This window comes from Streptomyces sp. NPDC007917 (assembly GCF_042959105.1).
Taxonomy (GTDB): domain Bacteria; phylum Actinomycetota; class Actinomycetes; order Streptomycetales; family Streptomycetaceae; genus Streptomyces.
In genome coordinates this window covers 65,660-87,082 of the sequence record NZ_JBIBKK010000030.1, presented here as the reverse complement: position 1 = coordinate 87,082, position 21,423 = coordinate 65,660, and the positions used below count along the sequence as shown (strand labels likewise).

Genomic DNA, 21,423 nt, shown 5'->3' with positions numbered 1-21,423 from the left:
GACGCGGGGGCGACGTCCCCGGCCGGCCGCCCGGCATGCACAATCCCTGCCATGGTCCGTGATCCGCAAGCCGCGCTCACCCCGCGCGCCCTCGCCGACGAACTGCTCGCCGCCCTCGACCCGCTGCCCTACCCGAGCCGGATGCGGCAGCTGGCGCTGCGAGCGAGGGCGGCGAGCGCCCACGGCCAACTGGCGGGGCTGCTCGAAGAGCTGTCGGAGCGCGGCGGGTACGAGCGGGCGCTGGCCGCAACGGCCGCCGCGGTCTGCGGCCGGACCGGCTATCTGGAACAGCGGCTGGCCGATCCCGACCCCCTCGTACGCGGCCACGCCCTCAAGGCCGCGCGCCGCGGACAGCTCACGGACGCCGCCCTGGAGGCGGCCTTCGAGGACGCCCCCGCCGCCATACGGCGCCGGCTGGCCCGTACCGTCGTCGCCGGGCGGCGCACCACGCTCGCCGACCGCCTCGTCGAGCCCCTGCGGGAGCGATGGGGCGACGCCGAGGCGGCCCGGCTGCTGCCCGCCTGCGGGCCCGAGACCGTCGCCCGGCTGCTCCCGGACCTCTTCCACGCCGTCAACAGCTGGCGCGCCCTCGCCCCCCGCCATCCCGCCGCGGTCCTCGACGAGGCCGAGCGGCAGCTGGCCGCACTCCCCGAGGCGCTGCGCCAGGACTGGTGGCTCCGCCACGCCCCGTGCGTCGCGCTCGCGGCGCGCACCGAGCCGGAGCGGGTCCTCGGGCTGCTGGAGCGGCTGTGCCACAGCGCCCTGCCGCTGCCCGTGCGGCATCGGCTGGGCACGCTGGCCGCCGCCGAGCCCGGCCGTACGATACGGCTCCTGCTGGCGCCCGAACACGCCGCGGTGCTGCGCGGGCGGGGCCTGGAGCGGGCCGTACTGCGGCGCCTGGTCCGCGCGAACCCGCCCGAACTGGTCGACCTGGCGCGGGCGCTGGGCCACGACGCCGAGGCCCTGTCCCGGCTGCTGGCCGCGCTGCCGCCCGCCCGCCGCCCCGACTTCTTCGACGCGGCCGTCGCCGAGCGCGACCTGACCCGCGCCGATGTGGAGCCCGCCCTGCTCGACGTGCTGCCCCGGCCGCGCCGGGAGGCGGAGGCGCGCCGGATGGCCGCACGGGCGCGTGAGCGCGGCGCGCACTGGGCCACGGTGCTGGAGTCGGTCGCGTATCTGCCTGTCGAGGAGGCGCGCGAGGAGCTGCTGCGGGCCGCCCGCCGCTCCTCGGCCGAGGACCGCGCGCTGGCCTACCCGCTCCTCGTGCGCAACACCGCCCGCTCCGGCGACCCGGACGCGATCACCTCGCTGCTGGCCCTGCTGGAGCGGCTGCGCAACGAGCAGGACCCGGTGCGGTCGGCCGCGCTGCGCGCCCTGGCCGGAACGCATCCCTCCCTCTTCCTCGACGCGGCCGCGGAACACCTCGACCGGATCGCCACCGACGCCATCGAGGCACGCGACTCCTCGCCCGAGACCCGGCAGGCCCTGCGCCTCCTGGCCGTCGCCCTCCTGCGGGAACACACGGCCACCGGCCGGCGGGAGCTGATCGGCTGGGCGCTGCGCACCGTCACCCGGCTCGCGGGGAACGTCGGCCCCACCGACCTGGGCCGGCTCGACCGCACCCTGCGGCGCGGCCAGGAACAGGCGGTCTTCGAGGCGCTGCGGCCATGGCTGGAGGCGGGCGCCGACCGGGTCGACCACGAGCTGACCTTCGCCCTCGCCCGCTCGCTCGGGCGGCGCGCACACGCCATGCCCGAGCTGCAGGGACTGCTGCGACAGGCGATCCAGTTCGGCAGCAACACGACGGTCCGCACGGCCGTGGGGCTGTGGCTGGACGACCCCGCGCGGCGCGACGAGCGGGTCGCCGAACTGCTCGCGCTCGAGCCCTCCGCGGCCGTGCTGCCGCCCGTCCTCGCGGTGCTGACGCGCCGCCGGACCGACCTGCTCGACCTCGTGCTGGACGACACCCCTCCCTACGGCCGCTTTCTGACGCCCGGCAGCCACTGGACGCCCCCGGTCGACCACGGCTCCGTCCGCTGGCTGCCCCGCCAGCGCGCCGCCGCGGCCCGCATCCTCGCCCGCACCGCCGCCGACGGCTCGCTGCGCACCGACCGGCGCACGGCGGCGATCGCCGCCGCCGCGCGCATCCCGGACCACGGCTCCGAGGCCGCCCTGGCCTGGACCGACTCCGACGACGTGGCCCTGGCGGAGGCGGCCCTCGCCGCCCTGGCCTGGACCGACCGCCCGGGGGACCACCTTCCCCTGCTGCTCGCCCACGCGGGTGGCGATCGGGCCCGGGTGGCGGTCTACGCGGGCACGAGGGCGTCCCAGTACGTGGCGCCGTCTCGGCTGGAGGGGCTGCTGCGCGGGGTGCTCGCGCCGGGGGAGCGCGCGGCCGCCGCGGGCGCTGCCGTGCCCGCGAAGGTCACCAGTCGGAAGGAGGCCGCACGGCTGGCCGCCACCCGGCTGCCGGGCCCCGACGCCGCCGTGCTGCTCGCCGACGCGTACGACGCGCCGGGCCAGCACCACGATGTGCGGGCGGCCTGCGTGGCCTTCGCGACCGGGCTGCTCGGCCACGAATCCGTCTGGGAGCTGCTGTCGGCCGCCGCCCGAGGGCGGCGTGAACTGCGGTGGGCCGTGCTGCGCACCCGCCCGCTGGATCTGCCCGAAGTCCACCGGGCCCGCTACGCCCGCCTCGTACGGGACGTGTGCGACACCGACGACCCCGAGGTCGCCCGGGCGGGCCACGCCGCGCTCGCCACCTGGTCCCCCTGGGCGCCGGACGCGGCGGCGGTGCTGGTGGCCGCCGTCACCGACCTGGACGACCGGGCCTGTTGGCAGTCCGCCGCCGACGCGCTGATCGACCTGATGGCCGCCGTCCCCGACGGCATGCCCGAGGACAACCCCCTGGCCTGGGTCCTCGCGGCCCTCGCCGCCGCCGACGCCCATCCACAGGCGCCCGACGCCGAACCGGACCGGGACCGCCCGGCCCGCCGCCGCATCGGGCGCATCAGCGGGAGACTGGCCTGGCAGAGCCGGATGCGGCAGGGCACGATGCGACCCGTGGCCACCGCGGCGGCCGAACTCCTCGCGGGCTACGAACCCTTCGTCGCGGACGCCGCCCATGTGCTCGTCAACGCCGTCGACCTGGACGCCGAGCCCGGAGTGCTCACCGCCGCGCTCGCCCGGCTGGCCCGTCTGCACGCCGCCCGGCCCGCACTCGCGGCCCGTACCGCCGATTCCCTGCACCAGCGGCTGCACGCCGCCGCGCGGCCCGGCCGGAGCGAGGCCCTGCTGCGGGCCGCACGGGAACTGGGCGATGACGGAGCACTCGCCTCCGGGCTGTTCGCCGTCACCCTCACCGACGTGGCCGGCGTTCGTACGCAATGGGCGGAGCCCTGGCGGGCCCGGCTGCGCGCGCTGCGCCGCCACCCGCACCCGGATGTCCGCGATGCCGCGCTGTTCCTGGCGACCGCGCAGGAATAAGGACCGGCGAGCGCGTGCGGGCGGGGACCCATGAGCATGACGCCTAGCCATTCCGGCGCCAGCCCTGTTGCTCGAACTGATAGCCGTACTCCGGGCGCCCCTTGACGCCACTCGTGCGGAACGGCGCGCCCTGGTCGTCGATCCGTATCGTCCCCTCGCGGTCGCCACTGGTCCAGTCGAGCTCCAGATACCAGCTGCAGTCGCAGCCGGACGTGCGGGCGTTGACCAACAGCACCTCCGGGTCCGTGTCGGACACGCGATACGGGAAGCGGACGGCGGGGATCGGCTCGCCGGCGTCGTTGCCGTCCGTCGGGACGGCCAGGGGGCGGGCGGCGTCCAGGTCGACGGAGAAGGCGCGGGGGGTCAGGGAGCCGCCGCAGCCGTTGTCCATCGCGAAGGAGGACCAGGCCAGCGGGGTGCGCCGCCCCACCACCCGGACGTGCAGGGCCTGCAGCACGACGGCCGACTCGGAGCGGCCTTTCACCGTCATCTCGACGTTCGTCGTGCCGCCGTGCACCGCGCCGTGGGCGGACGCCCAGGTCGCGGCGTCCTGCTCGACGGGCGGTGGGGCGACCTGCGACGGGGGACGGTCGATGAGATAGCGGTGATCGCAGCGGTTCTCCCAGACGTGGGAGCGGGTGCTGACGGTGAGCGGGGTGCCGCTGCCCGGCTTGTCGTCCTGGCCGCCGCCCGAGCCGCCGCCGCTGGATCCGCTCTGCGCGGGCGACGCGGAGGCGGACGCGCCGCCGCGCCGCTCGCCGCCCCTGGGTGAAGCCGACCCACGACCGTCCGCCGTGTCGTCCTTCTTGAGCTCGCCCCGCGCGGTGGGCCGGGCCGACGGCGCGATACCGGACGCCGTCGCGGAGGGCCTGGCGGACGAGGGAGACGAGGGGGACGTGGCGGCCTCCTCCTGCTCGCCCCCCGTGGACGACCGCACCTCCACGGCGGTGAAGGCGAGAACGGCCGCCGCGGCCGCCCCGAGCACCATCCCCCACGGCCGGCTACGCCAGGCGCCGAGCCCGACCGGCCGCCTCCCGGCGCCGTCCACCGCCGGTACGGAACGCAACCGTCCGCGCCCCGCCGAGCCCCTGCCCCTTCCCGCGGCCCCCGCCGCGCGCCCGGCCTGCCGACCGGTCCGCGATCCACCCGACCCCGCGGGGCCCGGGGCTCCCCCGTCAGCGATTGGCCGACCGCCGTCGCGGGGCGCGGCGGCGGGGGAGCCTGCGGGCGTGGAGGGCCCGCTGGGCGGGCTGGCGTCCGGGTCGGCGTCCGGGCCGGCGGACCCGCGCGCCTCCGCCGCCGACCGCTCGCCGTCCAGCGACATGGGCGCGGGCGAGCGGTGATCCGCCCGGGCCGTGGAGGAAGGGCTCCGTGGCCCGGCGGGGCTCGGCGAGCCGTCCGCCGGGCCGTCATCCGCTCCCTGACGCTCGGCTCCGTGTGGTTCGCCCCGGGTGCCGGCTGCCGACCGCCGCTCCTCCCCGCCGCCTTCGGCGGCTGTCTGCCCCACCGCGTCGTGACGGTCGGCGGTGAGCCCTGCCGCGTCCTGCGCTCTGTCGCTCCGCCCCGCCGGGTCGGCGGCGCGGACGGCCCCCGCCGGGTGGCGGTGCGAGTCGGCGTCCCGCCCCGCCTCGTGGGCTTGGGCGGCCTCGGCCGCCTGGGCGGGAGGGCCGGGGGTCTGGCCGGCCGCCTTGGGTGTGCCGGCTGCTGGGGCGGCTGGGCCGGGCCTGGTGGTGTCGGGCCCTGTGTCGGGGGCGTCGGTGTTTCGCCCTTCCGCCTCGTGCGCTCCGGCTGCCTTCGCCGCTCGGGCGGGAGGATCGGCGGTCTGTCCAGCCGCATGGGGCTTGCCGACTGTCGGCGTGGCTGGGCCGCGCCTGGCCGTGGCGCGGCCGGGCGGGCCGTCCGGCGCCGGTGTCCGCTGGGTGCCGCCCCGGCCGGAGGCCGCACGTCTCGCCGCGTCCGCCAGGATCCACCGGCGGTGCAACGCGATCAGCTCCTCCGGCGAGGCTCCGCACAGCCGCGCGAAGCGCTCCACCGCCGCGTACTCCGCCGGCACCGCGTCGCCGTTGCAATAGCGGTGCAACGTCGACGTGCTGACGTGCAGTCGCGCGGCCAGCGCGCCGTAGCTTTGGCCCGAACGGTCCTTCAGCCCGCGCAGACTCTCCGCGAACTCCGTGGTCTCTTCCCCGTTGCTCACCTGAACCACCCCCCACGAATCCATACACCGCCACCCGCGCTCAGGTTCCACCGTCCCGCGACCGCGTTCCAGGCTGTTGTTATTCCCCCAAGTCAGAGTACGTGCAGGCGTTCCAGCGTCCCGAATGCCACGTCACCTGTAGCGGCCGCGCCACGACGGAGCCCACGCTGGAAACCAGCCGCCGCGACTGCCGTGGCGTATCACAGACTCGGGCCGCACAGACGCGGGCCGCGCAGATCCGGTCCGCACACACGCGGGCCGAAGAGACGGGAAACACCTCATGCACAGGCACAAGCACAAGCGCTCCCTCCGCGCCGGCCTCGGCACCCTCGCCACGGCCACCGTGGTCACCGCGGCCGCCGTGGCCGTCGTAGGGGCCGGGCCGGCCCAGGCGAGCGTTCAGGCGGTTCCGGCTCACCTGGTGCCCAAGGAACTGCCGCCGCACCCGAAGTCGGACTGGTACGCGAGCGACGTCACGAAGGGGCTGCCGGAGAACGGCCCGTTCTGCGTCGAGAACACGCTGCCCTCGGCGGGCGCCACCCACCGGACGTTCTGGACCGAGTACGACACGAGCGCGAGCCAGGTCGTCGTCAGGACCGGGACCGTGGACGCCGCCCGCAAGCTGGCCGCGGCCGCCGAGAAGAAGATCCGGAACTGCGCCGCCGACTGGGAGCGGGACCACTCGGGGGGCACCGCCTCCTGGCGGGACTACGGAGCGGTCAAGGCCGAGGACGGGGCCCACGTCTACGGCGTCCACACCTCGTACCCGGACTCGGAGCCGGGCATCCACCTCTTCGGGGTGGGCCGCGACGGGCGGACCGTGACCATCGTCCAGTGGGGCGAGATGGGCGGCTATGACCAGGCCCCGGTGGCCGACTTCCAGCGGACCACGACGACCGCGGTCGTCAAGCTCTACCAGGAGTAGCGCCCAGGGGGAGCAGCCACCGGGAAGCGGCGCTCGCCCGGAGGCACCGCGTGTCAAGGGGACCGTGCCCGGCCGTGTCGGCTACGCGCGCGCAAGGGGGGTGCGCGTCGTCGTCACGCCGGTGGGTGCGGCGACAGCCGTCGCCGCGTACGGTTTCTCGCGAAGCGGGCGCCTCCGGGCGCGCGCGTGAGCAGGGTCGTGGTGAAGTGACCACTTGGGGGTACACGGTCGCAGATCCATGGAGGCTCCCGTGCCCAACGGTTCCCTGTCACTCGCCGCCAAGCTCTATCTCCTGGCCTGGGATCCCCGGACCGGACGGCCCGCCGACCCCGATCATCTGCCGTATCTGGTGCGGGCCGGAGCCCTCACCGAGCTCGCGCAGCGCGGGATGCTGACCGACGAGGACGGTGTCGCGCGGCCGGTCGACGACGCCAGGACCGGGGATCCGGCACTCGACGCGCTGCTCGAACTGATCTTCGAGTCCCGGCCGCGCACCTGGCAGACCTGGGTGAGGCACCACGCACGGCTGACCGAGCGCGCGGTCCGCGACCAGCTCGTGACGGCCGGCTATGTGCGGGCCAGGGGCAGGCGGGTGCTGGGGCTGCTGCCGGCCAAGGAGTACGAGCTGGAGCGGCCGGATGTGGTGGCGGGGGCGCGGGAGGACGCGGTGCGGCTGCTGCGCGGCGGGCAGAGCGTGTCGGAGGTCTCCGCCGGGGACGCGGCGCTCGTCGCACTCGCCGCGGCGGGGGAGCTGCGGACGGTGGTGACGGCCGCGGACGCCAGGGCGCACAAGGCGCGGATCGGCGAGCTGGCGCGGCGCAGCGGCCAGGTGGGGCCCGTCCTGGAGAGGGCGATCGGTCAGGTGCGGTCGGGGGTGGCGGTCGCGGTCACCGGAGTGACGCTGTCGGGCACGCTGGCGGCGGCCGGCTGAGAAGCGATGACGCATGCCGCCGAGGGCGCAGAAGGCGGAGCAAGGCGGGGGAACGGGCGGCGGGGGAGCGGAGTGCCCGGCAGAGGGGGCGGCCCGGCCTCGGCGCCGGGCGCGACGGGCACCGTCGGTCGCCCTGCCCCCTCAGGCCTCCCGCAGCAGCACGGCCAGGTCGTGGTCGAGGTCCAGCCGCGCGCTCTCGCTGCCCTCGGGCACCAGGGCGTACGAGCGGTCGAGGAAGGACTGGAGATCGTCGGTGTCGAACTGGACCATGGCCATGCCCTCCGGGGCGTGGAACTCCAGGACGGTCCGCTGCGGGCCGCACGGCCACACCTGCACATCGCCGCTGCCCGCCGGGCCCCGCAGCCCGGCCGTCAGCAGCTCACGCCCGAAGGTCCACTCCACCGCCTCCCCGTCCAGGGACGCGGCGGGCGGGAAGGAGACGCGCACGGCGAACGGGTCCTCGCGTTCGTAGCGCAGGCATGCGGGGATGGCGCGTGCTTCGGGAGTCGATGCGATGAGGCGCGCCTGGACGGCTTGATCAATGACGGTGGTGGTCACAACGCCTGCTCCTTGCGATCGGTGCGGGTCCTTGCCTCTCTCTACGCCTTTAAGACGTACGGGCCATGACCCCAGTGCACCCGCGGTGGACGTGACGTGTGTCACGACCATGTTTTCGGGTGGAGATGCGACATTTAGGCTTGCGGAATCCACGCAAAGTCTCAGGTGCCGTGCTGAGCTGTTACAAAACCGCGGCTGCGGCGAGGCATCACTCCAGGGGTTGTTCCACCATGACCGAAGGTCCCGCATCGCTGGACGCGGATACCTACATCCGGCTCCACCAAGACCACCACCCACACCTCGTCGCCTACGCACGCACCCTCACCGGCGCCCCGTGGCCGGCCGAGGACGCCGTCGCCGAGGCGTACTTTCTGGTGTGGCGGCGGTTGCGGTCCGGCGCGGCCGTCGGTGACGTCCCGGCAGCCCTCAAGGCCACCGTGCGTGACCTTGCCATGTCCGCCGCAAGCCGGGACCGCGCGCAGCGCGTCTCCTACGTCGACCTGCTCGCGCGCGTCATCGAGGATCTGCCGCAGCGGTGGGTGAAGGCGCTGTGGCAGGCGGAAGCGGAGCGGCAGCCGCCGGTGGCCGAGGCGGGCCGCCGGGCGGAGGCGGGCGCGGGCCCGGCCGCCGCGTTGGAGCGGGCCCGGGACGGTATGCGCCAGCACTTCCTGCGGGCCCAGCCGGGCAGCCCGGCCGACCCGGCCTGCGAGTGGTGCTGGGAGCGGCTGCCTGAGCACGTACGGGGCGCGGACTCGCCCACCCAGGCGGAGCAGGTCGCGGTCCATGTGGCCGGCTGTGCGGACTGCCGGGCGCGGGTGGAGCTGCTGATGGCGGCCGACGCCCGGCTGTCCGCGCTGGTGGGTCCGGCCCTGATGGTTCTCCTGAGCCGGGGGACCGCCGATTACCTGGTGCCGCTGGCCCGCGCGGGCGGCGCGGTGGCCGCCCTGTCGTCCCTGCCGTCGGGTGGTGCCCACGCGGGCCCGGCGGCCGAGACGCTGGAGCTCCCGGCCCGGACGTCCGAGGCCGGCCCCCCGCGCCACCGGGCGCGCCGCCGGGCGCCCCGGGTCGGCCGACCGGTCGCGGCCGTCGCAGGGGCCGGTGCGCTGGCCCTCGCGGGGGCGGCGGTCGCGGCCGGCCTGGTGTTCACGGGCGGCGACTCGTCCGGACCGGAGCAGCGCACGGCGGCCTCCGGGCACTCGTCCGAGTCGTCCTCGGGAGTGACCTCGTCGCCGGAGGAGTCCGCACGGCCGGGCGCGGCGGGACACGGGGCCTCGGGCGACGCCTCCGCCCATCCCTCCACCCAGAACTCCGGCGACGCCGCCGACCGGTCCCAGGAGCGGTCGTCGTCCTCGTCCACGCCGCCCTCGTCGGCGTCGTCCGCCCCCGGTACGTCCGGCGCGCCGAAGAGCACGCCGGCGTCCGCGGCGCCGTCCACGAAGTCAAGCGGCGGGAAGACCCCGGCGAAGACCCCCACCCGGGCTCCCGCCACGAAGCCGACCCCGACGCGGACGCAGAGCGCCACCCCCAAGCCGACCCAGAGCCAGGACCAGACCGCGACCGCGACCCCCGAGCCGACCGCGACGTCGACCGAGTCCCCCGCCGCGGAGCCGAGCAAGTCGCCAAAGCCCACCGAGTCGGCCGAGGCCACCAAGGCGGACGGCCGGCCCCCGGCGTCCGGTCGTAGCGGGGCAGACGGCTGGGACAACGGCTAGGGCGCGGCTAGGGCCGGCTCCCGCAGGGGCCGGATCCGTCGCAGTACGGGGCGTTCGCACTCGTCCCGCAGCCGCACAGCGTCGCGCGGGTCTCCTGGCGGGGGCCCGTCGCGGTCTCGACCCGGAGGTCGCCGCGGACGAGGATCTGGCCCGAGGCCGTACGGACGATGGCGGTGGGGCGGGCGGGGGTCTCGGTGTGGCCGTTGGCCATCCGGTAGCGGAGGGCGCCGGATGTGCACCGCCGGACGATCTCGGCGACGACATCGGCGGGGGCGCCGTCGGGCTGGATCCACGGCTGCCGCCCGGGGTCGAATACCTGGGGCAGCGCCCGGACGCATTCGCCCGCGTGGAGACATCGCTCTGCTTCGTAGTGGATCGTGACCATGGCTCCCACATACGGCTTCGAGCGTTCGACGTCCATGGCCGCCTCAGCCCCCGGCCCGGCTCGTGGGATCCGACAACCCGTCTGACGGGGGGTGGAACACGGGGTTTGTCATGCGCTGCGCCTCCTCGCTCCCCCCGCCCCCACCATAGGAAGGCCCAACCGGTCCCGCGATTCGGCGTCCGGCGCCACTCGTCCGTGGACGGTGTCCCACCAATGGGCTAGCTTCCGGCGCCATGAGTGACAAGAGGACCACCAAGGGGCTCAAGAGGATCAAGGGGCTCTCGGGGACGCTGAGACGCGCGGCAGCGGCCGGGCTGTGCGGCGCGGCGCTCGTGTCGGCCGTCGCCGCCGCGCCGGCGCGGGCCCAACAAGGGCGCGAGGAGAGCCTGTCGGGCGTGACATGGCGGCTGAAGGACAGCGGCAGCGACGCCCGGTTCCGCGGGCTCGCCGCCGTCAGCCGTACGACGGCGTGGGTGGCGGGCTCGAAGGGGACCGTGCTGCGCACGCACGACGGCGGGCGCAGTTGGCGCAATGTGTCGCCCCCGGGCGCGGAGGGGCTGGAGTTCCGGGACATCGAGGCGTTCGACGCGCGGCGCGCGGTGGTGCTGGCGATCGGTGAGGGCGAGGCGTCCCGGGTCTTCCGTACGGACGACGCCGGCGCGACCTGGACGGAGAGCTTCCGCAACACCGATCCGGGCGCCTTCTACGACTGTCTGACCTTCTTCGACGCGCGCAACGGCATCGCGCTCAGCGACCCGGTCGACGGCAAGTACCGCGTTCTGGCGACGGGTGACGGTGGCCGCAGCTGGCGCGTGCTGCCCTCGGACGGGATGCCCGCCGCGCAGCCGGGCGAGGCGGCGTTCGCGGCCGGCGGGCAGTGCCTGGTCAGCGCCGGGCGCCGGGACGCGTGGTTCGCCACCGGGGGCGCGGCCGCCGCGCGCGTGTTCCACTCCGCCGACCGCGGCCGCACCTGGACGGTGGCCGACGCCCCGCTCCCGGCGGGCGACCCGGCGCGCGGCGTCTTCGCGCTCGCCTTCCGTGACGCCCGCACCGGCCTGGCCGTCGGCGGCGACTACCGGGCCGGGCAGCCGTCCCCGAAGGCGGCCGCCGTCACGGCGGACGGCGGGGCGGTCTGGACGGTGGCCGACGCGCCGCCGCCCGCGTACCGCTCGGGCGTCACCTGGCTGCCGCACAGCCGCCGCACCGCTCTCGCGGTCGGTCCGACGGGCACGGATGTGACGACCGACGGCGGCCGCACCTGGCGCACGGTGGACCAGGGCTCGTACGACACCGTCGACTGCGCCCCGGACCTGGGCTGCTGGGCGTCGGGCGAGCAGGGCCGCGTCGCCCGGCTGGAGCCGGCTGAGAGGTAGGCCCGGCCGGGAGGTGGGTCAGGACGGCGGCTGCCGGCGGTGGGCCGCGAGCTCGGGAGAGGTCTTCGTGGCCAGGAACTCGGTGATCCGGTACTCGCACAGACCCGCGACCGAGAACGGGTCGGTCGCCACCAGCCGCTCGATCCTGGCGCGGTCGTCGCCGACCGCCAGGATGATCCCGCCGTCCCGCGGGATCTTGCGGCCGGAGGCGATGATGTCGCCTGAGGCGTACAGCCCCTCCAGCCAGGCCACATGGTCGGGGAGCGCGGCGTCGACGCGTTCGAGGGGCGCGGTGTAGGTCAGCTCCAATACGAACATGATCGCGAGGCTAGTAGCGTGGGGCACACCATGACCAGCGCATTCGACTCCGGGCCCGCCGCCGGGCCCACTTACGAGCTCCCGCCCGGCTGGCCCACGACCGAGGCCGAGGCGGCCGCCGTCCAGGAGCGGCTGCGCGGCTCCGTCCTGGTGGGCGGCGACCTGCCCGCGCCGGGCAGCGGCGCGGGCGCCGTCGTGGGCGTGGACGTCGCGTACGACGACGAGCGGGGTGTGGTAGCGGCGGCCGCCGTGGCGCTCGACCCGCGCGGCCTCGCGGCCGTGGGGGAGGCCACGGCGGTCGGCCGGGTCTCCTTCCCGTATGTGCCCGGCCTGTTGGCGTTCCGTGAGATCCCGGCCGTCCTCGACGCCCTGGGCACCCTGGACCGCCTCGGCCACCGCCCCGACGTGGTGGTCTGCGACGGCTACGGCCTCGCCCACCCGCGCCGCTTCGGGCTGGCCAGCCATCTGGGAGTGCTCACCGGGCTGCCCACCATCGGTGTGGCCAAGAACCCCTTCACCTTCACCCACGACGCCCCCGGCCCGCGCCGCGGGCAGTGGTCACCGCTGCTGGACGGGGCGGAGGTGGTGGGGCGCGCGCTGCGCACCCAGGACGGCGTGAAGCCGGTCTTCGTCTCCGTCGGCCACCGGGTGACCCTCGCCGACGCCTGCGCGTACGCGCTGCACCTGGCCCGCGACTACCGACTGCCGGAGACCACGCGGCGGGCCGACGCGCTGTGCCGCCGGGCGCTGGCGGGCGCGTGAGCAGCGCCCACCAGTACGTCATGCGCGCGCGACCCCCGTACGCGCGCGCCGCCGCTCAGCCGGCCGTCCGCCGCGTCTCCGCGTGGAAGCAGCCGAACTCCACGGCGCGTATGTGCACCGCGGCCACCTCCGGATTCCGGTAGACCTCCGCCAGCCCCTCCTCGATCGTCAGGTCCCCGCCGTCCAGCAGCAGGCCGCTGAGAATGGCGCCCTCGGCGGAGTACGCCCGCAGCACCCTCCGTTCGCCCCGCATGGCGTCCGGATAGCCGCCGCCCGGCCAGCCGCCGCAGTCCTCGGTGTGGATGAAGACCGGGCCCGTCTCGCTGTACGGGCCGGGCGTGGCGCCCGTCTCGAGCGCCCAGCGGCGCAGCGGGGCGTACGAGACGAGCGCGATCGTCTCGCCCGGCCGGCTGCGGCCCAGGCAGCAGCGCAGCGGATTGCCGCCTTCCTCGTCCACCACCATGCGCGGCGGGTTGCCCGCGTCGTCGCTGATCCGCAGCTGCTTCAGCACCTCGGGCGCGATGGCCCGGATCTCGTAGTTCTCGCTCATGGCGTCCATGCTGGTCGCCGGGGCGGTCCGGTGCTGGCGGGATTCGGACGGGGCGCTCGGGCGGTGCGCGGGACCGACGCCGATGCCGGCGCCGATGCCGGCCCCGACGCGTCCGGGGGCTTGACACCGTGTTGGCGCTCCGTCAGATTCAGCGCAGACATAGGACGTCCGACGTCCTGAATGACTGAAATGTCCATGCGATCGTCAGAAAGCCAGGTCTCGATGAGTCTGCCGACTCCGCTCACCGGTGTCGTCCCACCCCTGTGCACCCCGCTCACCCCCACCGGCGAGGTCGACACCCGTTCCCTCGCCGCGCTCGCCGAGCGGCTGATCGGCGCCGGGGTCAGCGGCCTGTTCGTCCTCGGGTCCAGCGGCGAGGCCGCCTATCTGAGTGACCGTAGACGGCGCGCCGTCCTGGAGACCGTGATTGAGGCCGCGGCCGGCCGGGTACCGGTGCTCGCCGGGGTGATCGACATGACCACCGAACGGGTGCTCGACCACGCCCTTACGGCGGCGGCGTCGGGCGTGGACGGACTCGTCGCCACCGCCCCCTTCTACACCCGCACCCACCCGGTCGAGATCGCCGACCACTTCCGGCGCATCCGCGGCGGCGCGGGTCTGCCGCTCTTCGCGTACGACATCCCGGCCTCCGTGCACACCAAGCTCGCCCCGGCCACCGTCCTCGCGCTCGCCGCCGAGGGCACGCTGGCCGGGCTCAAGGACAGCAGCGGCGACGACGGCGCGCTGCGCCGCCTCCTGGTCGAGGTGCGCCGGCGCGGGCTGCACACCTCCTTCTCGGTGCTCACCGGCTCCGAGCTGGCCGTGGACGGCGCCCTGCTGGCGGGGGTGCACGGCGTCGTCCCGGGGCTGGGGAACGTCGACCCCATGGGCTACGTACGGCTGTACGAGCATGCGCGGGCGGGCCGCTGGGAGCGGGCGGCGGCCGAGCAGGACCGGCTGGCCGCCCTCTTCGCCATCACCGACGTCGGCGACCCGGCCGCGATGGGCGGCAGCTCCTCCGCGCTCGGCGCCTTCAAGGCCGCCCTGCACCTGCTGGGCGTCATCGACTGCCCGGCCACCGCCCCTCCCCAGGTGCCGCTGGGCGACGCCGCCGTGAAGTCCGTCCGCCAACTCCTCGAAAACGGAGGGCTCTTGCCGTGACCGCACCCCTGCCCTGGTACCGGGAAGTCTCCCCCCGGCAGTGGAAGGCGATGTTCGCCGCCTGGATCGGCTATCTGCTCGACGGCTTCGACTTCGTCCTGATCACGCTGGTCCTGACGGAGATAGCCGACGAGTTCGACCTGAGCGACGCCTCGGCCGCCTCCCTGGTCTCCGGGGCGTTCATCACCCGCTGGCTCGGCGGCGCGGTGCTCGGTGCGCTGGGCGACCGCTACGGGCGCAAACTCGCCATGATCGTCAGCATTCTGCTCTACTCGCTGGGGACCTTCGCCTGCGGCTTCGCATGGGACTACTTCAGCCTGTTCACCGCCCGGCTGCTGATCGGCATGGGGATGGCGGGGGAGTACAGCGCGAGCGCCACCTACGCCCTGGAGAGCTGGCCGGCCCGGCTGCGCAACCGCGCCTCCGGCTTTCTGATCTCCGGGTTCGCCGGCGGCTCGATCATCGCCGCCGAGCTCTACAAGTGGGTGGTGCCCCACTGGGGCTGGCGCTGGCTGTTCTGGATCGGGGTGCTCCCCGTGTTCGTGGCCCTGTGGGTGCGGCGCGCGCTCCCCGAGAGCGAGGACTGGAGCGAGGCGACCGGTGGCGGGCCGCGCCCGAACCCGTTCCGGCCGCTGTTCTCCGGGCGCCGCAGGGCCTCGCTGAACACGGCGCTGGCCGTGGCCGCGAGCGTTTCGCTGTTCTGTGTCTTCACCCCGGTGGGCGAGGGAATGGTGTGGCCGCTGGCGCTGGTGGCCGCGGCCTGTCTGGTCGCCTTCGCCGCGCAGCTCGGCGGCCGGCGGCGCTGGCTGCTGTACGTGGCGCTGATGTGCACCGTGTTCTGCGCGTTCCTCTACAGCTGGCCCATCCAGGCGCTGCTGCCCACCTACCTGAAGAAGGAGCTCGGCTACGATCCGGGCGAGGTCACGGACATGATGTTCTACGCCGGGTTCGGGACCATGGCCGGCTGCTGGCTCGCCGGGTTCATGGGCGACTGGCTGGGCACCCGGCGTGCGTACGCCCTGACCCTCCTGGCCTCGCTGGCCTTCGTCTTCCCGGTGTTCGCGGTGCAGAACAGCCTGGTCGGGCTCGGGGTGCTGCTCTTTTTCCTGCTCGCCCTCAGCCAGGGGATCTCCGGGATCCTGCCCAAGTACATCGCGAGCCACTTCCCGACCGAGAACCGGGCCGCGTCACTCGGCTTCGTCTACAACACCGGGGCGCTCGGCGGCGCGGTGGCGCCGGTGCTGGGCGCCCACCTGGCGGAGGGCATGTCACTCGGACGGGCGCTGGCGGTGCTCACCTTCGGGCTCACCCTGCTGGTGATCGTGCTGGTCGGCGGCAATGTCCCCCAGCGGCTCGGCCGGCTCACCGATCCGGGAGCACCCGATGACCACCTCGTGCCGGAGCGGCCGTTGTCGGCGTCTGCCGTTAGCGTGGAGAGGACCGGCTGAGGGGCTGGGCGGCCCGCGCCCCGTCCGGCGCCGTTGCGCCAAATGCCTGGTGAGACAGGGGTTTTGAGCGCCCGTCCGGTTATCCACAGGCTCGCCGTGGGGGCTTGTGGAATGCCGGGCGCGTTCTTAGCATCAGCGGTGTTACAGCAGTGGTGTCATACGGTTTGGGGACGGCATGGCGGCGACAGAGCACGGCCCGCTGGCAGGGGTGCGCGTGGTGGAGCTCGCGGGGATCGGGCCGGGCCCCTTCGCCGCCATGGTCCTCGCCGACCTCGGCGCCGACGTCGTCCGCGTCGACCGGCCCGGCGGCCCGGGCGGGCTGAAGGTCGACCCGGCGTACGACCTGGCCAACCGGAACAAGCGCTCGGTGCTGCTCGATCTGAAGGCCGAGCCGGGCCGAGCAGCCGTGCTCGACCTCGTGGAGCGCGCCGACATCCTCATCGAGGGATACCGCCCGGGCGTCGCCGAGCGCCTGGGCGTGGGGCCCGACGCCTGTCTGGCCCGCAACCCCCGGCTGGTCTACGGCCGGATGACCGGCTGGGGCCAGGAGGGCCCGCTCGCCGAGACCGCCGGCCATGACATCGGCTATATCGCGGTCACCGGCGCGCTCGGCATGATCGGCGCGCCGGAGGGCCCGCCCGCCATCCCCGCCAATCTCCTCGGGGACTACGCGGGCGGCGCGCTCTATCTGGTGATCGGCGTCCTCGCCGCCCTCCAGCACGCCCGCGGCTCCGGTGACGGCCAGGTCGTGGACGCCGCGATCGTGGACGGCACGGCCCATCTGACCGCCGTCATCCACGGCATGATGGCGGCGGGTGGCTGGCAGGACCGGCGCGGTGCCAACCTCCTCGACGGCGGCTCCCCCTTCTACGGCACCTATGAGACCGCGGACGGCGGCTATATGGCCGTCGGCGCCCTCGAACCCAAGTTCTACGCCGAGTTCATCGAGCTCCTCGGGATCGCGGACCAGGCTCCCGGCCGCCGCGACTTCGACCGCTGGGATGAGCTGCGCGCCCTGATCGCCGCCCGTTTCAAGCAGCGCACCCGCGAGGAGTGGACGGCCGTCTTCGCCTCGTCCGACGCCTGTGTCGCCCCCGTCCTCTCCCTCCGCGAGGCCCCCGGCCATCCGCAGCTGGCCGCCCGCGCCACCTTCGTCGACCACGGCGGCATCACCCAGCCCGCCCCCGCCCCGCGGTTCTCCGCCACCCCGGGCGCGGTGCGCCGCCCGCCCGCCCGGCCGGGGGCGGACGGCGCCGAGGTGGCCCGCGACTGGGGCGTGCCGCTCTTCCCGAGGGAGCGCCCCTCGTGACGCGGTCCCCCTGCCTGTCCGACATCCCCGAAAGGCTGCTGACGTGAGCACCGAAGCGTATGTGTACGAGGCCATCCGCACCCCGCGCGGGCGCGGCAAGGCCGACGGGGCCCTGCACGGCACCAAGCCGGTGGATCTCGTCGTGGGCCTCATCCACGAGATCCAGCGGCGGCTGCCCGGTCTTGACCCGGCGGCGATCGACGACGTCGTGCTCGGTGTCGTCAGCCCCCTCGGGGACCAGGGCTCCGACATCGCGAAGATCGCGGCGATCGCGGCCGGCCTCCCCGAGACGGTCGCGGGCGTCCAGGAGAACCGCTTCTGTGCCTCGGGCCTCGAAGCCGTCAATCTGGCGGCGGCCAAGGTCCGCTCCGGCTGGGAGGACCTGGTGCTGGCGGGCGGCGTCGAGTCGATGTCACGGGTCAAGATGGGCTCCGACGGCGGGGCCTGGTTCGCCGATCCGATGACCAACTACGAGACCGGCTTCGTCCCCCAGGGCATCGGCGCCGACCTCATCGCCACCGTCGAGGGCTTCACCCGCCATGACGTCGACTCGTTCGCCTCGCTCTCCCAGGAGCGCGCCGCGCTCGCGTGGAAGGAGGGCCGCTTCGACCGCTCCGTCGTCCCGGTCCGCGACCGCTCGGGCCTCACCGTCCTGGACCGCGATGAGCACATCCGCCCCGGGACGACGCCCGAATCCCTGGCAGCGCTGAAGCCGTCCTTCGCCACGATCGGCGCGGCGGGCGGGTTCGACGCCGTCGCGCTGCAGAAGTACCACTGGATCGAGGCCATCGACCATGTCCACCACGCCGGAAACTCCTCCGGCATCGTGGACGGCGCGGCCCTCGTCGCCATCGGCAGCGCCGAGGTCGGCGAGCGCTACGGCCTCACGCCCCGCGCCCGTATCGTCTCCGCCGCCGTCTCCGGGGCAGACCCGACCATCATGCTGACCGGGCCCGCGCCCGCCACCCGCAAGGCCCTCGCCAAGGCCGGGCTGACGATCGACGACATCGACCTGGTCGAGATCAACGAGGCCTTCGCCGCCGTCGTGCTGCGTTTCGCCAAGGACATGGGGCTCCACATGGACAAGATCAACGTCAATGGTGGAGCGATCGCCATGGGGCATCCGCTCGGCGCGACCGGGGCGATGATCCTGGGCACGCTCGTCGACGAACTGGAGCGGCGCGGGCAGCGCTACGGGCTGGCCACGCTGTGCGTCGGCGGCGGCATGGGCATCGCGACGGTCGTCGAGCGCGTCTGAGCGACCGGCCCGCACCCCACGACTTCCCAGGGAGACCGAAGAACCATGAGCAGCCCCACCGCCGCGTCCGCCATCCGCTGGGAGGGCGGCGACGACGGCATCGTGACCCTCGTCCTGGACGACCCCCACCAGTCGGCCAACACCATGAACGCCGCCTTCGTCTCCTCCCTCACCGCGGTCGCCGACCGCCTGGAGGCCGAGCGGGACTCGATCCGCGGCATCGTCGTCACCTCCGCCAAGAAGACCTTCTTCGCGGGCGGCGACCTCAAGGACATGATCAGGCTCGGGCCGGACGACGCCCAGCGGGCGTACGACACGAGCATGGAGATCAAGCGAGGACTGCGCCGCATCGAAACCCTCGGCAAGCCGGTCGTCGCCGCGATCAACGGCTCCGCCCTCGGCGGCGGGTTCGAGATCGCCCTCGCCTGCCACCACCGCGTCGCCCTCGACGCCCCCGGCTCCAGGATCGGCTGCCCCGAGGTCACCTTGGGCCTGCTCCCGGCCGGTGGCGGCGTCGCCCGTACGGTCCGGCTGCTCGGCATCGCCGACGCGCTGCTCACGGTCCTGCTCGAGGGCCGGCAGTACGCGCCGCGGCGGGCGCTGGAGGCGGGCCTGGTGCACGAGGTGGCGGACTCCCCGGAGGAGATGCTGGCCAAGGCCCGCGCCTTCATCGACGCCCACCCCGAATCGCAGCAGCCCTGGGACGTCAAGGGGTACAAGATCCCCGGCGGCACGCCCGCGCATCCGAAGTTCGCCGCCGACCTGCCCGCCTACCCCGCCTCTCTGCGCAAGCAGCTGAACGGCGCCCCCTACCCGGCGCCCCGCAACATCCTGGCCGCGGCCGTCGAGGGGGCCCAGGTCGACTTCGAGACCGCGCAGATCATCGAGGCCCGGTACTTCGTCGACCTGGTCACCGGCCAGACCGCCAAGAACATGATTCAGGCGTTCTTCTTCGATCTGCAGGCGGTCAACTCGGGCGCCGGCCGGCCCCAGGGGGTCTCACCGCGCCAGGTGGCCAGGGTGGGCGTGCTGGGCGCCGGGATGATGGGCGCGGGCATCGCCTACTCCTGCGCCAGGGCGGGCATCGACGTCGTCCTGAAGGACGTGTCGCAGGAGGCCGCCGCCAAGGGCAAGGCCCATGCCGAGGGGCTGCTCGACAAAGCCCTCGCCAAGGGCCGTACGACGCAGGCCGAGCGGGACGCGCTGCTCGCCCGCATCACGCCCACCGCCGACCCCGGAGAGCTGGCCGGCTGTGACGCGGTCATCGAGGCGGTCTTCGAGGACCCGGCGCTCAAGCACAAGGTCTTCCAGGAGATCGAGGGCATCGTCGCGCCCGACGCTCTGTTGTGCTCCAACACCTCCACCCTCCCCATCACCCTGCTCGCGGAGGGCGTCCAGCGCCCCGGCGACTTCATCGGGCTGCACTTCTTCTCGCCCGTCGACAAGATGCCGCTGGTGGAGATCATCAAGGGCGAGCGCACCGGCGAGGAGGCCCTGGCCCGCGCCTTCGACCTGGTGCGGCAGATCCGCAAGACCCCGATCGTGGTCAACGACTCGCGCGGCTTCTTCACCTCGCGCGTCATCAGCCAGTTCATGAACGAGGGCGTGGCGATGGTGGGGGAGGGCGTCGACCCGGCGTCCGTCGAGCAGGCCGCCGCCCAGGCCGGCTACCCCGCCAAGGTGCTGGCGCTGATGGACGAGCTGACCCTGACCCTGCCGCGCAAGATCCGCGAGGAGACCCGGCGGGCCGTGGAGGAGGCGGGCGGCAGCTGGCGGCCGCACCCCGCCGACCAGGTCATCGACCGGATGGTCGAGGAGTTCGGGCGTCCGGGCCGCGCCGGGGGTGCCGGGTTCTACGGGTACGACGAGGCCACCGGTGAGCGGACCGGACTGTGGCCCGGTCTGCGCGCCCACTTCACCAGGCCCGAGGTCGCGGTGCCGTTCGAGGACATGAAGGAGCGGATGCTCTTCTCCGAGGCGCTCGACACGGTCCGGCTCCTGGAGGAGGGCGTGCTGACCTCGGTCGCCGACGCGAACATCGGCTCGATCCTCGGCATCGGCTTCCCCGGCTGGACCGGCGGGGTGCTGCAGTACATCAACGGCTACGAGGGCGGGCTGCCCGGTTTCGTCGCGCGCGCCCGCGAGCTGAGGGACCGCTACGGCGACCGCTTCGCGCCCCCGGAGCTGCTGCTGGACAAGGCCGGGAAGGGCGAGACGTTCAGGGACTGACGGGAGGCTCCGGCTCGTCCTGCCCGTACCAGCCGCGCAGCTCGCTCTTCATCGACCGCTGGAAGGCGATCACCAGCGCCTGCACCACCAGCGGCTGCATATGGGCCGACAGCGACTTCTTGGCCTTCACCCGCTCGGCGCCGGACGGGCCGGACCCGCCCTCGCGGTCCGGCCCCCACACCTCGTCCCGGAAGAGCCTGCTCAGTTCGCGGGCCGCGGACCGGGTGTGTTCGAGGACGACCGTATGGGCCGCCAGGATGGTCTCCAGCGCGATCGGCACCTCCAGCAGCCGCATACCCAGGTGCAGCACCCCGGGGTCGATACGGAAGACGTCCGGGTCATCGGTGCGCTCCAGCACGTTCAGCGCGGCCAGCCGGTCGATGTCCTCCTCCGAGAGCGGACGCCCGGCCCGCCGGGCCAGCTGCTCCCGGGACGCCTCCTCCGGCGCGTCCGGAGCCCAGGAGGCCACCAGGGCGCGGTGGATGGCCAGGTCGTCCGCGCTGAGGTCGGGCGGCAGCTGCCGCAGATAGCGCTCGATGGCGGACAGGGTCATGCCGTGGTGCTGAAGTTCCTCGATCAGCGCGAGGCGGGAGAGGTGTTCGGGGCCGTAGTGGCCGACCCGGCGCGGGCCGAGCACGGGCGGCGGCAGCAGCCCGCGGGTGCCGTAGAAGCGCACCGTACGGACCGTCACCCCGGCGCGGGCGGCCAACTCGTCGACGGTGAGCGTCGGTTCCTCGGTGCCGGTGGTGGCCGTGTCGGGGGTCGCCATGCGCCGTGCCTCGCTCTCCGCCCTGCTGCAGATCGGGTCCGTCGGTCGGTTCATC

Annotated in this window: 17 protein-coding genes; 11 read left to right on the top strand and 6 right to left on the bottom strand. The window is 74.5% G+C overall.

Features of this window, described 5'->3' with window-relative positions:
* Nucleotides 1–51: 51 nt before the first annotated feature.
* Nucleotides 52–3,486 (top strand): hypothetical protein, encoded by a 3,435-nt coding sequence (locus ACFZDL_RS39100; RefSeq protein ID WP_353595247.1) that lies wholly within the window; start codon nucleotides 52–54, stop codon nucleotides 3,484–3,486.
* A gap of 43 nt (nucleotides 3,487–3,529) precedes the next feature.
* On the opposite strand, the gene ACFZDL_RS39095 is transcribed toward ACFZDL_RS39100, so the two are convergent.
* Nucleotides 3,530–5,680: a helix-turn-helix domain-containing protein gene (locus ACFZDL_RS39095; protein WP_353595246.1), complete on the bottom strand. Its 2,151-nt coding sequence runs from the start codon at nucleotides 5,678–5,680 to the stop codon at nucleotides 3,530–3,532.
* Nucleotides 5,681–5,960: 280 nt separating this feature from the next.
* Between ACFZDL_RS39095 and ACFZDL_RS39090 the strand changes: the two genes are divergently transcribed.
* The gene (locus ACFZDL_RS39090) at nucleotides 5,961–6,605 is read left to right on the top strand and encodes a hypothetical protein (RefSeq protein ID WP_353595245.1); all 645 of its coding nucleotides are present in this window, start codon (nucleotides 5,961–5,963) and stop codon (nucleotides 6,603–6,605) included.
* A 250-nt stretch (nucleotides 6,606–6,855) separates the two neighbouring features.
* Nucleotides 6,856–7,536, top strand: a complete 681-nt coding sequence (locus ACFZDL_RS39085; RefSeq protein ID WP_353595244.1) for a GPP34 family phosphoprotein — start codon at nucleotides 6,856–6,858, stop codon at nucleotides 7,534–7,536.
* Nucleotides 7,537–7,677: 141 nt separating this feature from the next.
* On the opposite strand, the gene ACFZDL_RS39080 is transcribed toward ACFZDL_RS39085, so the two are convergent.
* Entirely contained in the window at nucleotides 7,678–8,094 is a 417-nt protein-coding gene (locus ACFZDL_RS39080) for an SsgA family sporulation/cell division regulator (RefSeq protein WP_353595243.1), read from the bottom strand.
* Nucleotides 8,095–8,324: 230 nt separating this feature from the next.
* Here ACFZDL_RS39080 and ACFZDL_RS39075 point away from each other — a divergent pair, with 230 nt between their 5' ends.
* The gene (locus ACFZDL_RS39075; protein WP_353595242.1) at nucleotides 8,325–9,806 is read left to right on the top strand and encodes a zf-HC2 domain-containing protein; all 1,482 of its coding nucleotides are present in this window, start codon (nucleotides 8,325–8,327) and stop codon (nucleotides 9,804–9,806) included.
* A gap of 7 nt (nucleotides 9,807–9,813) precedes the next feature.
* Here ACFZDL_RS39075 and ACFZDL_RS39070 read toward each other — a convergent pair whose 3' ends face one another.
* Nucleotides 9,814–10,227 carry a (4Fe-4S)-binding protein gene (locus tag ACFZDL_RS39070; protein WP_353595241.1) on the bottom strand — a complete coding sequence of 138 codons (414 nt, stop codon included), beginning with the start codon at nucleotides 10,225–10,227 and terminating at the stop codon, nucleotides 9,814–9,816.
* A gap of 197 nt (nucleotides 10,228–10,424) precedes the next feature.
* On the opposite strand from ACFZDL_RS39070, the gene ACFZDL_RS39065 reads away from it, so the two are divergent.
* Nucleotides 10,425–11,564: an oxidoreductase gene (locus ACFZDL_RS39065; RefSeq protein ID WP_353595240.1), complete on the top strand. Its 1,140-nt coding sequence runs from the start codon at nucleotides 10,425–10,427 to the stop codon at nucleotides 11,562–11,564.
* Nucleotides 11,565–11,582: 18 nt separating this feature from the next.
* Here the strand turns inward: ACFZDL_RS39065 and ACFZDL_RS39060 are convergent, their stop codons facing one another.
* On the bottom strand, nucleotides 11,583–11,882 hold the full coding sequence (locus tag ACFZDL_RS39060; protein WP_353595239.1) for a YciI family protein: 300 nt from the start codon (nucleotides 11,880–11,882) through the stop codon (nucleotides 11,583–11,585).
* 30 nt (nucleotides 11,883–11,912) lie between these two features.
* Here ACFZDL_RS39060 and ACFZDL_RS39055 point away from each other — a divergent pair, with 30 nt between their 5' ends.
* Complete coding sequence (locus tag ACFZDL_RS39055) at nucleotides 11,913–12,644, top strand: endonuclease V (RefSeq protein ID WP_353595238.1); 732 nt, start codon at nucleotides 11,913–11,915, stop codon at nucleotides 12,642–12,644.
* A gap of 55 nt (nucleotides 12,645–12,699) precedes the next feature.
* On the opposite strand, the gene ACFZDL_RS39050 is transcribed toward ACFZDL_RS39055, so the two are convergent.
* Nucleotides 12,700–13,194 carry a DUF1203 domain-containing protein gene (locus ACFZDL_RS39050; protein ID WP_353595237.1) on the bottom strand — a complete coding sequence of 165 codons (495 nt, stop codon included), beginning with the start codon at nucleotides 13,192–13,194 and terminating at the stop codon, nucleotides 12,700–12,702.
* A gap of 222 nt (nucleotides 13,195–13,416) precedes the next feature.
* Here ACFZDL_RS39050 and ACFZDL_RS39045 point away from each other — a divergent pair, with 222 nt between their 5' ends.
* The 5 genes from ACFZDL_RS39045 (at nucleotide 13,417) to ACFZDL_RS39025 (ending at nucleotide 20,599) form a co-directional block, all read left to right on the top strand.
* Nucleotides 13,417–14,355, top strand: coding sequence for a dihydrodipicolinate synthase family protein (locus tag ACFZDL_RS39045; protein ID WP_353595236.1), 939 nt, complete (start codon nucleotides 13,417–13,419; stop codon nucleotides 14,353–14,355).
* Nucleotides 14,356–14,405: 50 nt separating this feature from the next.
* Nucleotides 14,406–15,803 carry a sialate:H+ symport family MFS transporter gene (locus ACFZDL_RS39040; protein ID WP_391193676.1) on the top strand — a complete coding sequence of 466 codons (1,398 nt, stop codon included), beginning with the start codon at nucleotides 14,406–14,408 and terminating at the stop codon, nucleotides 15,801–15,803.
* A 175-nt stretch (nucleotides 15,804–15,978) separates the two neighbouring features.
* A complete protein-coding gene (locus ACFZDL_RS39035; RefSeq protein ID WP_353595234.1) occupies nucleotides 15,979–17,112 on the top strand; it encodes a CaiB/BaiF CoA-transferase family protein in 1,134 nt (377 codons plus the stop codon).
* A gap of 43 nt (nucleotides 17,113–17,155) precedes the next feature.
* Nucleotides 17,156–18,370 carry an acetyl-CoA C-acetyltransferase gene (locus ACFZDL_RS39030; protein ID WP_353595233.1) on the top strand — a complete coding sequence of 405 codons (1,215 nt, stop codon included), beginning with the start codon at nucleotides 17,156–17,158 and terminating at the stop codon, nucleotides 18,368–18,370.
* A 45-nt stretch (nucleotides 18,371–18,415) separates the two neighbouring features.
* Complete coding sequence (locus ACFZDL_RS39025) at nucleotides 18,416–20,599, top strand: 3-hydroxyacyl-CoA dehydrogenase NAD-binding domain-containing protein (protein WP_353595232.1); 2,184 nt, start codon at nucleotides 18,416–18,418, stop codon at nucleotides 20,597–20,599.
* Here ACFZDL_RS39025 and ACFZDL_RS39020 read toward each other — a convergent pair.
* Entirely contained in the window at nucleotides 20,589–21,368 is a 780-nt protein-coding gene (locus ACFZDL_RS39020) for a MerR family transcriptional regulator (protein ID WP_353595288.1), read from the bottom strand. The two genes, ACFZDL_RS39025 and ACFZDL_RS39020, sit on opposite strands and share 11 nt — an antisense overlap.
* Nucleotides 21,369–21,423: the final 55 nt, after the last annotated feature.

Coding starts and splice junctions, on each gene's coding strand:
- ACFZDL_RS39100 (WP_353595247.1), top strand. CDS start 52: ATGGTCCGTGATCCGCAAGCCGCGCTCACCCCGCGCGCCCTCGCCGAC.
- ACFZDL_RS39075 (WP_353595242.1), top strand. CDS start 8,325: ATGACCGAAGGTCCCGCATCGCTGGACGCGGATACCTACATCCGGCTC.
- ACFZDL_RS39050 (WP_353595237.1), bottom strand. CDS start 13,194: ATGAGCGAGAACTACGAGATCCGGGCCATCGCGCCCGAGGTGCTGAAG.
- ACFZDL_RS39090 (WP_353595245.1), top strand. CDS start 5,961: ATGCACAGGCACAAGCACAAGCGCTCCCTCCGCGCCGGCCTCGGCACC.
- ACFZDL_RS39040 (WP_391193676.1), top strand. CDS start 14,406: ATGTTCGCCGCCTGGATCGGCTATCTGCTCGACGGCTTCGACTTCGTC.
- ACFZDL_RS39060 (WP_353595239.1), bottom strand. CDS start 11,882: ATGTTCGTATTGGAGCTGACCTACACCGCGCCCCTCGAACGCGTCGAC.
- ACFZDL_RS39035 (WP_353595234.1), top strand. CDS start 15,979: ATGGCGGCGACAGAGCACGGCCCGCTGGCAGGGGTGCGCGTGGTGGAG.
- ACFZDL_RS39025 (WP_353595232.1), top strand. CDS start 18,416: ATGAGCAGCCCCACCGCCGCGTCCGCCATCCGCTGGGAGGGCGGCGAC.
- ACFZDL_RS39055 (WP_353595238.1), top strand. CDS start 11,913: ATGACCAGCGCATTCGACTCCGGGCCCGCCGCCGGGCCCACTTACGAG.
- ACFZDL_RS39045 (WP_353595236.1), top strand. CDS start 13,417: ATGAGTCTGCCGACTCCGCTCACCGGTGTCGTCCCACCCCTGTGCACC.
- ACFZDL_RS39020 (WP_353595288.1), bottom strand. CDS start 21,368: ATGGCGACCCCCGACACGGCCACCACCGGCACCGAGGAACCGACGCTC.
- ACFZDL_RS39065 (WP_353595240.1), top strand. CDS start 10,425: ATGAGTGACAAGAGGACCACCAAGGGGCTCAAGAGGATCAAGGGGCTC.
- ACFZDL_RS39070 (WP_353595241.1), bottom strand. CDS start 10,227: ATGGACGTCGAACGCTCGAAGCCGTATGTGGGAGCCATGGTCACGATC.